11 protein-coding genes are annotated in these 13,005 nt (G+C 69.7%); 2 read left to right on the top strand and 9 right to left on the bottom strand.

What is annotated here, in order from left to right; translation table 11 throughout:
- Nucleotides 1-142: 142 nt before the first annotated feature.
- The gene (hpaB, locus tag BM372_RS19095; RefSeq protein ID WP_090957025.1) at nt 143-1,597 is read right to left on the bottom strand and encodes a 4-hydroxyphenylacetate 3-monooxygenase, oxygenase component; all 1,455 of its coding nucleotides are present in this window, start codon (nt 1,595-1,597) and stop codon (nt 143-145) included.
- Between the two features lie 78 nt (nt 1,598-1,675).
- Nucleotides 1,676-2,209 (bottom strand): flavin reductase family protein, encoded by a 534-nt coding sequence (locus BM372_RS19090; protein ID WP_090957049.1) that lies wholly within the window; start codon nt 2,207-2,209, stop codon nt 1,676-1,678.
- A gap of 192 nt (nt 2,210-2,401) precedes the next feature.
- Here BM372_RS19090 and BM372_RS19085 point away from each other — a divergent pair, with 192 nt between their 5' ends.
- On the top strand, nt 2,402-3,118 hold the full coding sequence (locus BM372_RS19085) for an IclR family transcriptional regulator (protein WP_090957024.1): 717 nt from the start codon (nt 2,402-2,404) through the stop codon (nt 3,116-3,118).
- Nucleotides 3,119-3,139: 21 nt separating this feature from the next.
- Here the strand turns inward: BM372_RS19085 and BM372_RS19080 are convergent, their stop codons facing one another.
- From BM372_RS19080 to BM372_RS19055, 6 genes are all read right to left on the bottom strand, one after another.
- Nucleotides 3,140-4,594 carry an MFS transporter gene (locus tag BM372_RS19080; RefSeq protein WP_090957023.1) on the bottom strand — a complete coding sequence of 485 codons (1,455 nt, stop codon included), beginning with the start codon at nt 4,592-4,594 and terminating at the stop codon, nt 3,140-3,142.
- 93 nt (nt 4,595-4,687) lie between these two features.
- Nucleotides 4,688-7,747 carry an AAA family ATPase gene (locus BM372_RS19075; RefSeq protein ID WP_090957022.1) on the bottom strand — a complete coding sequence of 1,020 codons (3,060 nt, stop codon included), beginning with the start codon at nt 7,745-7,747 and terminating at the stop codon, nt 4,688-4,690.
- Entirely contained in the window at nt 7,744-8,919 is a 1,176-nt protein-coding gene (locus BM372_RS19070; RefSeq protein WP_090957021.1) for an exonuclease SbcCD subunit D, read from the bottom strand. The genes BM372_RS19075 and BM372_RS19070 overlap by 4 nt, the downstream gene beginning before the upstream one ends.
- 151 nt (nt 8,920-9,070) lie before the next feature.
- Complete coding sequence (locus tag BM372_RS19065) at nt 9,071-10,141, bottom strand: MIP/aquaporin family protein (RefSeq protein WP_090957020.1); 1,071 nt, start codon at nt 10,139-10,141, stop codon at nt 9,071-9,073.
- Nucleotides 10,142-10,381: 240 nt separating this feature from the next.
- Nucleotides 10,382-10,720, bottom strand: coding sequence for a DUF202 domain-containing protein (locus BM372_RS19060; protein WP_090957019.1), 339 nt, complete (start codon nt 10,718-10,720; stop codon nt 10,382-10,384).
- On the bottom strand, nt 10,717-11,019 hold the full coding sequence (locus BM372_RS19055) for a YidH family protein (RefSeq protein WP_256214442.1): 303 nt from the start codon (nt 11,017-11,019) through the stop codon (nt 10,717-10,719). The genes BM372_RS19060 and BM372_RS19055 overlap by 4 nt, the downstream gene beginning before the upstream one ends.
- A 292-nt stretch (nt 11,020-11,311) precedes the next feature.
- On the opposite strand from BM372_RS19055, the gene BM372_RS19050 reads away from it, so the two are divergent.
- A complete protein-coding gene (locus BM372_RS19050) occupies nt 11,312-12,490 on the top strand; it encodes an ADP-ribosylglycohydrolase family protein (protein WP_090957017.1) in 1,179 nt (392 codons plus the stop codon).
- Nucleotides 12,491-12,537: 47 nt separating this feature from the next.
- Here the strand turns inward: BM372_RS19050 and BM372_RS19045 are convergent, their stop codons facing one another.
- Nucleotides 12,538-12,966, bottom strand: coding sequence for a DUF4395 domain-containing protein (locus BM372_RS19045; protein WP_256214444.1), 429 nt, complete (start codon nt 12,964-12,966; stop codon nt 12,538-12,540).
- Between the last annotated feature and the right edge of the window lie 39 nt (nt 12,967-13,005).

Raw genomic sequence — 13,005 nt, 5'->3', positions numbered from 1 at the left:
TGGGCTCCGGAGTGCCTGCCTCTTGAGTACCTGCCTCTGAAGATGGCCGCTGCGGAACGGCCGAATTACCGATCGAACGGTCAGTTAGTAGACAGGATTCTACTATGAAAAATGTGATACCGCGCACATCTGCGGCTGCGCGTCAGTCCACGCGGGCCAGGAACTCGCGGACCCTGGCCCGGACCGGCTCGCGGTCATAACTGTTCACGAGGGCGCCGGCCATGCGGACGGGGTCCCCGAAGAAGAAGTACTCGTAGAGCGACTGCCGCCCGGAGAACCCGGAAATCGAGGCATCGAACGCGAGCTTGAACAGCCGCACGCGCTCGGGCCCCGTCAGGGTCTTGCCCTGCAGGTACATCTCGATGTCTGCCCGCGCCGCGCTGTGGACATCCGCCTCGCCCGGCAGCGCCATGAGGCCCGACGCCGAGAACTTGCGGATGATCTGCGGGAAGCGCTGCGCGATCTTGGGGTACCAGTTGCGGGCGGCGTTCAGGGTGGACCACTTCGGCAGCATGACCCCGGCGTCGTTGAGCGCGGCGTCGGCCTCGGAGGCGCGGACCAGCGCCTTGCCGATCTCCACGTCGATAATCAGCTCGGCGATGTCCTCCTGGATGTGCTGGAACCCGTCGATGCCGATCGAGTCGGCCAGTTCCGAGGCCAGGCCCAGGAAGAACTCGCTCTTGGCGATGGTGCGGGTAACCACCTGGTGGGTCATGAGCGCCCCGGCGCCGGTTTCGGAGTAGAAGGCATTGCACAGTTGCGGGTGGCCGAGCATGAAGATGCGCTCGTTGGGCACAAACACGTGGTCAAAGACCGCGACGGCGTCCATCTCCTCGTAACGGGAGGCCAGCGGTTCGTCGTGGGTACTGCCGCCGTTGTAGAGCGAAGCACGGCAGAGGTAGCGCAGGCCCGGGGCGTCGTTGGGGATGGCGAAGGCGTAGGAGTAAGGCGCGTCCTCGGGGGCGCCCCGGAGCACCGTGGACGGGAAGACCAGGAGCTCGTCGGCAATCGGGGCGATGGTGGCGAGCATGCGCGCGCCGTGGATGACGATTCCGTCCCCCCGCTCCTCCACAATCCGGGCCGAAAGCTGGCCGCCGAGCTGCTCCGAGCCGGAAACTGAGCGGTTGACCTGCGGTGGGATGAGCGTATGCGTGGCCAGGACATCGTTTTCCCGGACCCACTCGTAGTAGTTGCGGATGTTCTCGCCGAAGCCCGGATCCGCCTGCGAGAACCACTTTCCGGCCGTGCCGAGCGCCGTAAGCGCGGAGTTCATGTAGTCCCCGGAGCGGCCCAGGAAACCGTTGGAGGACTCGGCCCACGTGGAGATGGCGTTGCGGCGGCGCTGCAGGTCCTCGATCGTCTTCGGCACCAGGAACGAGGCATTGACCAGCTCGCCGGTGCTCGGTGAGGCGTAGGTCAGCGCCTTTTGGTATTCCGGATCGTGCTGCATGTCGAAGAGCTGGGCGTAGGAGCGGGCCACATTGCGGAAGGCAGGGTGTTCGGCGACCTTCTCGCTGACCACCTCACCGCCGATCACCACATGGGGGCTCATGGCGTTGAGTTTTTCCAGGTACTGCTGTCCGGTACGGATACCCATTTCTCTCTCCAGTCGTCGTCGAACTGAGTTGCCTTGATGAGTTGGCGTGATGCTGCCTTGAAGCAAGGTGGCGCGGGGCTAGAGCAGGTCTTCCATGCCCAACTGGCTTTCCGGGATGGTGGTGAAACGGCCGTTGGCGAACGCCAGGGCGTCGCCGTTGCGGTAATTGAAGTCCGCCACCTCGCCGACGTAGAGGGTGTGATCCCCGCCGTCGTACGCCGCCCAGGGCTTGCATTCGAAATAGGCGAGCACGTTGGACAGCCGCGGCGCGGTACCTCCTTCCACCCACAGCGGCTCGGGCCCTGGCCGGCCGGCGAAGTGCATGGCGAGGTACCGCTGCTCGGCGCCGAGGATGTTCACCGTGAAAGGCCGGCCGGCGAGTTCATCGTGGGCCTTGGCGGTGCGGGCGATGCTCACCAGCACCAGCGGAGGCTCCATCGACACGGAGGTGAATGAGTTCACGGTGATGCCGTGGCGCTTTGTCACTCCGTCGAAGGTAACGATCGCGACGCCGGTGGCAAACCGGCCGAGGCTGCCCCGGAAGTGGCTGGCCCGCGGGGCAGACAGCCGGCCGTGGACGCCTCCGGCGTGGTTGCGCGGCGTGGCAATCATCGTTGATCCCTTGCGTTCAGTGGCGGTTTTGAGGCTTCTCCGAAAGCTGCGCTTTCCCGTGCTGCGCTTTACCATATGCGTGTTCTATAATCGAACACATAATTCCTATACAGAACGCTAGCGGACCATGAATCGGGGCACAAGAGCCGACCGGCGCCCGGCCTCCAGCGACCCCACCCTAGGATGGACCCCATGACCCCGAACGCCGGCACGGCTCAGGCTTCCCCGTCCCAGACGCTCTCGCGCGGGATCAGGGCCCTGGAGATCCTCGCCGAAGCCCAGCAGCCGCTGACCATCGCTGAACTCGCCGACGCCATGGGCGTCCACCGCTCCGTGGCGTACCGGATCCTTCGCACGCTGGAGGATCACTCTCTGCTGGTGCGCGACGACGGCGGCCGCGTCCAGCCGGGCCCCGGCCTGGCCGTCCTGGCGCGCGGCGTTTCGCGCGACCTGCAGTCGGCGGCCCTGCCCGAACTGACCCAGCTGGCCAACTCCCTGACCATGAGCGCCTTTGTGGCCGTCTGGGACCGGGAGGAGTGCGTGACCCTGGTGACGGTGGACCCGCGGCACAGCGGCGCAGCCGTCGTGCAGCATCCGGGGTCGCGGCATCCGATCAGCGCCGGGGCGCCGGGCATCGCCATCCAGTCCGCCTTCGCCGAAGATCAGTGGGAGGCGCTGGTCCCGGGCATCCCCTACCGGGCCGAAGCCGCCGAGGCCCGGCGGCTCGGCTATGCCGCGAGCCATGACGAGGTCATTGCCGGCGTGTCCTCCGTCGCGGTGCCGCTGCGCGTGCCGGGCGGCCGGCCCGCCGCCCTCGCCGTCGTCTACATCCGCGCGGCGCAGGATCCCGCGGAAGTTGCCGGCTCCCTCACGGCGGCGGCCCGGCGCATCGAGGCGCAGCTGGGCTAGGTCCCCCGCCTTCCCAACTGGCTAAGCGGCGGGCACAGGCTTCTTTTCGCGTTGCCGGAGCACGACGGCGGCGGCCGTTCCCAGCAGGAACAGCGCGGCGGCCGCGCACACCGGCACCAGGAACGCGGTCGAATACCCGAAATTCTGGGCGAGCTGCCCGGCGATCGAGGCGCCGAGCGCGGTGCCGGCCACGATGCCGCTGGCCAGCGCCGTCATGACCGTGCCGAGCTTTTCGGCGGGCGCCACGACGCCTCCGATGGCGAAGATGGTGACCATGAGCGGGCCGACGGGCAGGCCCAGGACCAGGAGGACCAGGATCATGGGCAGCGCCGTCGACGGCAGCGGCAGGAGTGCGGCGAAACCGGCCATGAGTGCCGCGCAGGCCATCCAGCGGGCGTTCAACGCGAACCGCCGCGGCCAGTACGCGACCGAGAGGGCCGCAGCCGCCGAGCTCAGTCCCATGACCGCGTAGAGCAGGCCCGCGAGCTCGGACGTGGCGAAGCTGGCGGAGAAGGAACTCAGCGATGTCTGGGTGGCGCCGAAGAAGGTGCCCATGCACACCATCGCAAGCACGGGAAGCGCGACGGCGGCCAGGGTCCTGGCGCGCTGTGCCGCCGTGCGGGCACCCGGGCGCCGGTTTCCCGCCGGCCCGCCCGCCAGCGTGACTGCGCGGCCGGCCTGCTGACGCGGCGGCGTGCGGAGCACCGCGCGGTGCGTGGGGTGGACGGCGAAGGCGGGCACGAAGACGACTGTCAGCGCCGCGGCCAGGGCCAGTGGCAGCCACGGCGCCAGCAGGCTGGCGATGGCCCCCACGAGGGCGGGGCCGAGCACGAAGGTGAGCTCGTCCGCGGTGCTCTCATAGGACAGTGCCGTGTCCAGGTCGGCGGAGTCCGGACCCGCCCCGCGCCCGGGGCCGGATGTCCGGGATGTCAATGCCATCCAGCGGACCCTGGCCAGCGGCCCGACCTGCGGGCAGCTGGCCCCGGCCACGAAAGCCGCCGCGAGAACCGGTACAGCGGCGGCGACCTCCTGCACCCCGGGGATCAGGTACGCCGCGAGAATCAGCGCCACGACAGCCACGGTGTTGGCGACGGCGGACACCAGCAGCACCCCGCGCTGGCCGAGCCGGTCTGCGACGACACCCAGGACGGGAGCCCCCAGTGCGGAACCGATGCCGACGGCGCCGGCCGCGGCGCCACCCACGGCATAGGAGCCGGTGACCGCGGTGACGAGCGTGAGGGCTCCGACGGTGAGCATGGCCAGCGGCAGCCGGGCGACGAGCCCTAAGGGGATAAAGCCTCGGCCGGCGAGCACTGGCAAGCGTGCGAAACGGCCGCCCTTTCCGGGCACGGGGGCAGGGGACGCGGCCGGTGTTTCGGCTGGTGCCCGCGCGGGCCGGGTGCGGGCCGGAGTGGCTTCGCCAGGGGAAGTTGGCGCGTCAAGGGAGGACGCCAGAGAAGACGGTGAGGGGTTCATGGTTTCCGGGTTCGCTCAATGGTGCGCATCGTCCCTCCTCCCGATGCGCGCGACCCGGTAACAGATCTATGATAACGGACCGGTTCCGCCGGGTCAGACCCTAAGGTCGTCGCCGATGTGCAGGGTGGAGCCAGCTCGGCCCTTGACCACTTGCAGCTGCGTGCCGATGCGCTGTTTCATCTCCGCCACATGGCTCACGAGCCCCACTACCCTGCCCCCATCCCGGAGTCCCTCGAGGGCGTCCATGACCTGTTCCAGTGCCTGGTCGTCAAGGCTGCCGAAGCCCTCGTCCACGAACAGGGTTTCGATGTCCACACCGCCGGACTCGTGCTGCACCACGTCGGCCAGGCCAAGGGCCAAGGCAAGCGAGGCCATGAAGGACTCGCCGCCCGAAAGCGTGGAGGTATCGCGGCGCTGGCCGGTCCACTCATCCACAACCTCCAGGCCGAGGCCGGATTTGGCTCCTCGGGCTGCTTTCGCATCGGAGTGCTGCAGCGTGTAGCGGCCGTCGCTCATGCCGATCAAACGTTCCGAGGCGGCAACGGCGACCTGTTCCAACCGGGCGGCGAGGACGTAGCTGTTCAGGCTCATGCGGTAGGTGTTGTCCCCGCCGCCCTTGGCGGCGTCGGCCACAGCGGCCAACAGCGCGGCTCGTTCCCGCGGTTCCCTCCCGGCGGCGGCGAGTTCCGCGTAATCGCCGGCGATGCGTCCGAGCGTCCGGACGGAGTTTTCCGCCAGACCAGCCGCGAGCAGGGCGTCCCGGGCATTGCGCCCCGCCGCGGCAGACTGCAGCCGGAGTTGTTCGAGGGCGGAATCGCCGACGGTCTCCCCGGCGGCCCTTTCGGCGGCCGCCTGCGCAAGTTCTTCCCCGGCGAACAGTTCCTGGATCCTGGCGGCTTCGTCCTGTCCGGCACGGATGGCGGCCTCCAAGCGGGCGGCCTCCGGCGCCGGAAGCAGGGCCGCCCGGGCCGCGGCTTCGGAGGGGAACCCGGCTGCGGGCAGTGCCTGCTCAAGCTGCCGACGCGTTTCCGCCACCCGGGCGCCGGCCTGTTCCAGGGCCGACTGGGCAGCATCTGCCTCTTCAAGGACCGCAGCCGTACCGGTGAGGGCGGCGATCCGTTCCTCGAGGCCAGCGTGGCCGGCGCGGAGCTTGTCCAGGGCCTGTTCGAGGACCTCCGCCTGTTCCTCGACCTCGGCGATCCTCGACTGTGTTTCGGCGATGTCGGAGGCGGCCTCGGCCTTCGCGCGTTCGGCGGTGCTGATTGCGTCGTCGAGTTCCGTCAGCCGTGCCCGGCTCGTGGCCAGCTCCGCGGCCGCACGGCCGGCGTCGTGGGCCCGGTCCCGGGCCAACTCCGCATCGGCACGCGCTTCCGCGACAGGTGTGCTCCCGCCCTGGGCCGCCAGGACAGCGACGTGCTGCTGGGCCTCGGCAAGTTTGCGCCCGAGGGCCGTGAACGCCGCTTCCGCCGTATCGCAGGCATCCTGGGCTGCCTTCTCCGCCTCGGCCACTGCCAGGGCAGAGTCCGCCGCCGGGGCCGGGACCGGGTGCTCTGGACTACCGCAAACCGGGCAGGGATCGCCGTCGGTCAGCTGGGCGGCGAGCTCGGCTGCGGCGTTGGTGAGCCGTTGCTCGCGGAGGTCGAGCCAGTGCTGGCGAAGGTCCTGGTGTTCGGTCCGGGCCGCGGTGTGCCGTTCCTCGATGGCCGAGCATGCGGCCTCCGCGTCGAGGTAACGGCCCACGATGGTCACCAGCTCGTCCGCGGCCGTTGCCTCCTTGTTGCGCAGCTGGACTTCGGCGGCAAGTTCCTCGAGCGGCCGTATTCCGGCGAGCAGGGCGGCCGATTCTGAGCGCAAGGCGTCCAGGACTGCGGCTCCGGTCCGCTGACCGGTTTCCAGGTCCTGCAGCTGCCGGCGCAGTCGGCCACGGCGGTCCGTCAACCCGGCAAGCCGGGCTTCGTCGGGCAGGCGTTCTGCGAGCACGGCACGCAGGGACCGCAGCCGTCCGAGCGCGCTGCGGAGGGCTGCGCTGTCGAAGGAGGCGGCGTTTCCCGCGCCAGGATCGAAGAGGACCAGCCCCGCGAGCTCGGGATCTGTGACAGCCGCGGACCGCAGTTCCCGCGCGGCCTCTGCCAGGGCTGTTCCCGCCAGGTCCTCGGCCCCCTTGGCGCTTTCAACAGCCCGCAACTGGCCGCCGAGCACCTCGGCTTTGCGGTGCAGGCCCAGCGTGAGAGCTTGTTCGGCCAGGACCGGGGCGGCGGCGTCTGCGTCATTGCGGCGAAGTTCCGCGGCGGCCAGTTTCGCCTGGCGGCTTGCCCGTGCGTTGGCGGCCTCCAGAAGTGCAGCTTGCTTGACCGACTCTTGTTGAGCCGCCGCGGCCGCCGTCCGTCGCGTATCCGCGGCAGTTGCCGCAGCGTCGCCCAGCCACGCCAGCAGGGCATCGGGCACGTCCCGGCCAGGGGCGCCCTCGGGGTCAAGTTCGAGTGCCGCGGTTTCAGACTCCGCCTGGGACAGCAGCAGGTCCAGCCTCGAGGTGAGGCTTGCCACCTCCGTCTTGGCGGCCTGCGCCTGCCGGGACAGTTCCTGCTCCACGGCTTCAAAGCGCTGTGTGCCGAACAGGCTCTGCAGCAGCTCCAGGCGGTCGGACGCCTTGGACCGCAAGAAGGCGGCGAAGTCGCCCTGCGGCAGCATGACCACGCGGGTGAACTGGTCCCGGTTCATGCCCAGGACGTCGGCGATCTCGGCCCCGGCCTCATCGTTCCGGCCGGACTTTTCCGTCCACACGCCGTCGATGCGTTCGCGCAGCAGGGTGTTGGCCTGCTGGACCGTGAAGCCGTTCTTTCCCCGGGCGCTTGGCTTGTTCCAGGCGGGCGAGCGGGAGACCTCGAAGTGACGGCCCTTGGCCGAGAATTCGCAGGTGACGCGCGGCTCGGCGGCGGTCTCCGCATGGTCGCTGCGCAGCCGTTTGCCGTCCTGGCGAGCCCCTGGCACCGATCCGTACAGGGCGAAACAGATGGCGTCCAGGACGCTGGTCTTGCCGGCGCCGGTGGCACCGTTCAGCAGGAACAGCCCGTGAGCGCTGAGGCGGTCGAAGTCAATCCGCTCCGTGCCCGCGAAAGGGCCGAAGGCGGAAATTTCCAGGCGGTGGATCCTCACAGCGAGGCCCCTTCCAGGCGTACGGCTTCGAGCGCCTCGGCGAGGACTGCCGATTCGGCGTCGGAAGCGGCGCGTCCCCGGACGTGCTCGAGGAACCCGCAGCACACGGAGAGGTCGTCGTCGGCTTCGGCGAGCCGGCTGCTGTAGCTGGCCTTCGGCCCCGCGCCGGGGCCGTCGGGATCGAAACCGAGCACCAGGGTGTCCGGGAACCGTGTCCGGAGCCGGTCCATCGCTTGTGCGGGGCGCGCCGGGTCCGTCAGGGTGATCTGGCAATAGGCGCCCTCGGCCCAGGCGAAGTCTTCCGATTCCAGGAGGTCCTCCAGTTTCCCGCGCAGCACGGCCAGGTTACGGGGCGGTTCCCAGAGTACTTCGCGCACCTCGCCGATCCCTGCGGCATCGACCTCCACCAGCCAGCTGCCCTTCTTGTGCTTGGCTTCGGAGAACGAGTAGGCCAGCGGCGAGCCGGAGTAGCGCACCGCCGCAGAGAGCTCCTGCCGGCCGTGTAAATGGCCCAGTGCGGTGTAGTCAAAGCCGTCGAAGAGATCCAGCGGGACGGCGCCGACCCCGCCGATACTAAGATCCCGTTCGCTGTCTGAGCTGATGCCCCCGCTGGCGAAGGTGTGGGCCAGGACCACCGAGTGGACGGTCCGGGTCACGCGGCGGTGCTGCACGTCCGCCCGGATCCGTTCGGTGGCGGCGCGCGTGACCTCGAAGTGGCTTGCTGTCCCGACGCCCAGCTGCTCGGCGACGAGCCGGGGCTCGAGCCACGGTATTCCGTAAATGGCCAGCACCGGCCCCGTGTCGCCTGCCGGATCGAGCGGTAAGAGGACGGGCTGGTCGAGTTCATCCAGCCGCGTGCGCAGATGCACTCCGCCGCGTTCGAGGAGCCGTGAGGCGAAGCCCAGCCTGATCGCCGAATCGTGGTTGCCGCTTGTGAGGACTACTTGGGCACCGGCTCCGGTCAGGCGCACCAGTGCGTCGTCAAGCAGCCCGACGACGTCGACTCCGGGCAAGGCGCGGTCGTAGACGTCACCGGCGATGAGGACGACGTCCACGGCTTCGTCCCGGACAAAGGCCACGAGCTGGTCGATGAAGGAACGCTGGGCATCCAGCATGCCGACGCCGTGGAAGGACCGGCCCAAATGCCAGTCGGAGGTGTGCAATAACCGCATATTCCTACCGTATCGGCTGGCACCGACAGTCTTGCGCCACCACCCCGGTGAAGCAACGCGGGGTCACTTGGCGCCCATTCCGGCCCTTCGAATGGGCCATAAGTGACGCCGCGTTGCTTGGGGGTTCCTGGAGGTTCCTGGGCGGCGGGCGTCAGCGCTTGCTGTCGAAGAAGCTGCGGGCTTCGTCATCGGCGGCGCTGGAACCGGCCCGGGAATCGGATGCAGGGCCGACGCCGTCGTCCAACTTTGGGTCGGCCGACTTCGCGACATCCGGCTTCGCGACGGCCGGCTTTGCGTTCGACTTTGCAGTCAACTCGGCGTCGTCCAACTCTGCGTCTTCGAACTCGGCGTCAGCCAGCTCAGCATCGTCAAACGCAGAATCCTGCTCATTGTCAGTGTGCTCCGCGGCGGCGTTGTTCCGGGCGGAAAGGCGGTCCGTGCGGGGAACTGCCGCGGCGGTCGGCTGCCCGAAGCCGCGGAAAACCAGGGCTGCGATGGCCGCGCCGACCAGGGGTGCCACCCAGAACAGCCACAGCTGCCCGAGCGCATTCGGGCCGCTGAAGATGGCCGACGCCGTGGCCCGGGCAGGGTTGAAGGGGACGTTGCCGAGCGCCTGGCCGAACTGCAGGAGCACCGCCGCCGTCAGGCCGACCGCGAAGGGGGCAGCCGCCGTGGCAGGGCTCCTGCTGGCCGTCGTGGCAAGGAACACGGCGACGAGCAGGGCCGTCCCGAGGACCTCCATGAGCAGGACGCCGGCCATCGGTACCTGGATGACCGAATGTTCGCCGAATCCGGCCGCCACGGTGGCGAAGGCGCCCTGGCTGTCGGTGATCGTCGGGACGGTGCACAGGACGCCGAACAGGGCGGCGGCTCCGAGCGCGGCGCCCGCCAGCTGGGCGCCAATGTAGGCGGCGGCCGCGCCCGGCTTGATCCGGCCGACAATGACGTTGCCCACAGTGACGGCCGGGTTGAAGTGCCCGCCGGAGACGTAGCCGACGGCCAGCATCGCCGCCGTCAGGGCCAGGCCGGCAGCCAAGGCGGCGGGCAGCGGGTTCGACTGCGGAATAGTGAACAGCGGCACACCGAGCCCTGCGACCACGATGATCAGGGTCCCGAACGCCTCGGCGGACAACCTGGCGGCGAGCCGGGGGCGGGGCGGGCTGTCGTTGGAGGCCGCGGGCTGGACGCCCACGGACTCGGGGGCTGGCACAAGAAGGGTCATGGTCAGGATTTCCTTTGCTGGTGGCAGCGCACCCTGGGGCTGAATTTGGCGCCGTCGCTGGCCGCCGCCGGGTCGTGGTCCGGGCGCGGCCGCGGCCCGCCCGGAGAATGGTCCGCCCGCAGTCTGTCAGCGCCGTCTGGATGTTGGCTGGGTTCCCCCTGCGGGCCCGCTCAGTGCCCGCCTTCACTGCACGCCTTCAGCGCACGCCTTCAGCGCGGGGCCGCTCAGTGCCCGCCTTCCTCAGTGCCCGAGGCCCACCGCGGCCACGGCGCTGGCGGCGAGGGCGACGACGGCGCCGGCGGCCCAGCGCAGGAGCGCCGCCGGCGGCGCGGAGTTGGAGCGGCGGAGCTCCCGCCCCCGGGCCAGCACGCACACGCCAAGCACCAGGGTGGCGGCCATAGCGACGAGCGCACAGATCCCCAGGTAGTCAACAGGGCCGGGGACGCTGCGGGATGCCGCGAGCGCCCAGCTGCGCCAGATCAGCAGGTCCGCAACGATCAATGCCAGCAGGGTCCGGCGCCAGGACAGGGAGGTCCGCTCTGGCTGCAGCCCGGGATCCCGGGCCGCACCCGGAATCACCGCGCCACCAGGATCAGGATGGCGAATACGAGGGCCGCGGCCGCAACGCCGATCGTCATGACCAACATCACGCCGGAGAACGGCAGCTCCTGGTTATTGCGCATCGCTGCCTCCATGAGCCCCCACCGGCGGTAGGACAGGGCGGCCAGGCCCGCGCCCAGGAACGCGAGGATCACGCACAGCACAATCCGCACCGGTGCGGGCGCGATCTCCGGGGCCAGCTGGTCAATCGCCAGTGCGCCCGCGATCAGGGCCAAGGACGTGCGGATCCAGGCCAGGAACGTCCGCTCGTTGGCCAAAGAAAATCTGTAATCGGGCGTGCTCCCGGTCTTCCGCCACACTGGTTCGCGCATTCGTTTCCTCTTGCTGGGCTCATCTGGCCCGGCCGAGGCATCGCTGTGCGGCTACCTTGCCTGATCGCCGGACTGACCCCCGGACGGGTCCTAACAGCACCCTACCGGCGTTGGACACCGGCCGGGCCGCATTGGGCAGTGCGCATCGGGCAGTGCGGCACCGGTGGGCCTCAGTGGGCAGTGCGGCACCGGTGGGCCTCATTGGGCGGTGCGCGGCGGTGCCGGTAAATTTGGGGACATGAGCACCGAGCCCGGGACCACTCCCGCACCTGCCCCAGTACCCGGCCCGCCGCACTCCCCCGCTTCGGCCCCCGCCTCGAAGCCAGCCTCCGCGCCGGAGCACGGCTCGCGGATCCACGGCTGCCTGCTCGGCGGTGCGCTCGGCGATTCGCTCGGCTACGCCGTCGAGTTCGACGACATTTCCGCGATCCGTGCCCGGTTCGGCCCCGCGGGCCTGCAGGACTTTTCCGCGCTTGGCCCCGGCAGCCACTTTTCAGACGACACGCAAATGACGCTGTACACCGCCGACGGCCTGCTCGAGGCCCTGGAGTGGGCCAACGACGGCGTGGCGGCCGACATTAACGCGTGCGTGTGGCTGGCGTACCTGCGCTGGCTCGGCACGCAGGGCGTTGCCGTGCCGCCGTCGGCCCCGGTTCAGCCGCCGCGTTGGATCGACGGCCAGGACGTCCTCAAAAACCGCCGGGCGCCCGGCAACGCGTGCCTGAGCGGACTCGCCACGGGCGAGATGGGTACCGTGTACCGTCCGGTCAATCCCGATTCAAAGGGCTGCGGCACAGTGATGCGCTCGGCCCCGTTCGGCCTGATTCCCCACCTCGCGCCAGAAACGGTCTACAAGCTCAGTGCCGACGCCGCCTCCCTGACCCACGGGCACCCCGCGGCGCGGCAAAGCGCCGGCGTCTTCAGTCTGGTCATCCATGCCCTGGCTTCCGGACTCGGGCCGCGCGAAGCAGCGGAATCGGCGCTGGGGCACCTCCGCGGCGGCGTCCTGCGCAAGGGCGAAGACCCGGATCCTGACGTGATGGCCCGGCTGGAGTCGGCCCTGCGGCTGGCGGGCGACAGGCTCAGCTCTGAAGCCCTGGTCAGCGAACTCGGCGAGGGGTGGGTCGCCGAGGAGGCCCTCGCCGTCGCACTCTACGCCGTGCTGGCCACCGCCCCGGGAACCGGGACAGAAACAGGGACGACGGCGGCCGACGCCGCTGAGGCGCACTTCCGCGCGGCGATCGCGGTCGCGGTGAACCACAGCGGGGACAGTGACTCAACGGCGTCGATCGCCGGGAACATCCTGGGCGCGTACTACGGCGAGCAGTGCCTTCCGGCCGGCTGGCTGGCCGCGCTGGAAGCGCCGGAGGTCATCCGGGGCATGGCATCGAGGCTGGCGGCCGTCACCGGCGTCTAAAACCAACGGCGTTTAAGATCACCCGCGTTTTAGATCACCGCGCAGGTTCAGGCGCGCGGGAGCGTGATGTTGTTGCAGGCCTCGCAGACGTCCTCCGGGATGAGTCCGCGGCGCTGCAGGAAGCCGAAGATGCTGCAGCCGAGGCAGAACCCGGCGAATGCCTCCAGCGAGGCCGCCGCAATCAGTACTGCCAGCAAGACCCATGCCGCCGGGGCGACGCCGGCGGCCAGCAGCAACGCAGCGGCCGTCGACACGGCGGCGCCGATGCCCTGGGCGAATCGCTTGGGCGGGCCGGGAACCAGCCGGGTCCGTCCGAGCCAAGGCGTCAGGACCTTGACGGAGAGCCGGGCCAGGGGCGAGATCCGCGGGCCGAACAGTACGCGCAGCCAGAACCCAGCCGCGATGATGGCAAGCCCCCAGCCGAACCCGGTCAGCAGGGTCACTGCGGCGAGCACCACCACCAGGGCAGCAGTGATGCGGGCGGAGTACTAGTTCACCGGGTTGGGGAATGCGAA

It is taken from the genome of Arthrobacter sp. ov118 (genome assembly GCF_900116495.1).
Taxonomy (GTDB): Bacteria; Actinomycetota; Actinomycetes; order Actinomycetales; family Micrococcaceae; genus Arthrobacter.
The sequence above is the reverse complement of the archived record's forward strand: the minus strand, read 5'-3'. Positions and strand labels throughout refer to the sequence as shown.

Coding starts and splice junctions, on each gene's coding strand:
- hpaB (WP_090957025.1), bottom strand. CDS start 1,597: ATGGGTATCCGTACCGGACAGCAGTACCTGGAAAAACTCAACGCCATG.
- BM372_RS19090 (WP_090957049.1), bottom strand. CDS start 2,209: ATGATTGCCACGCCGCGCAACCACGCCGGAGGCGTCCACGGCCGGCTG.
- BM372_RS19085 (WP_090957024.1), top strand. CDS start 2,402: ATGACCCCGAACGCCGGCACGGCTCAGGCTTCCCCGTCCCAGACGCTC.
- BM372_RS19080 (WP_090957023.1), bottom strand. CDS start 4,594: ATGAACCCCTCACCGTCTTCTCTGGCGTCCTCCCTTGACGCGCCAACT.
- BM372_RS19070 (WP_090957021.1), bottom strand. CDS start 8,919: ATGCGGTTATTGCACACCTCCGACTGGCATTTGGGCCGGTCCTTCCAC.
- BM372_RS19065 (WP_090957020.1), bottom strand. CDS start 10,141: ATGACCCTTCTTGTGCCAGCCCCCGAGTCCGTGGGCGTCCAGCCCGCG.
- BM372_RS19050 (WP_090957017.1), top strand. CDS start 11,312: ATGAGCACCGAGCCCGGGACCACTCCCGCACCTGCCCCAGTACCCGGC.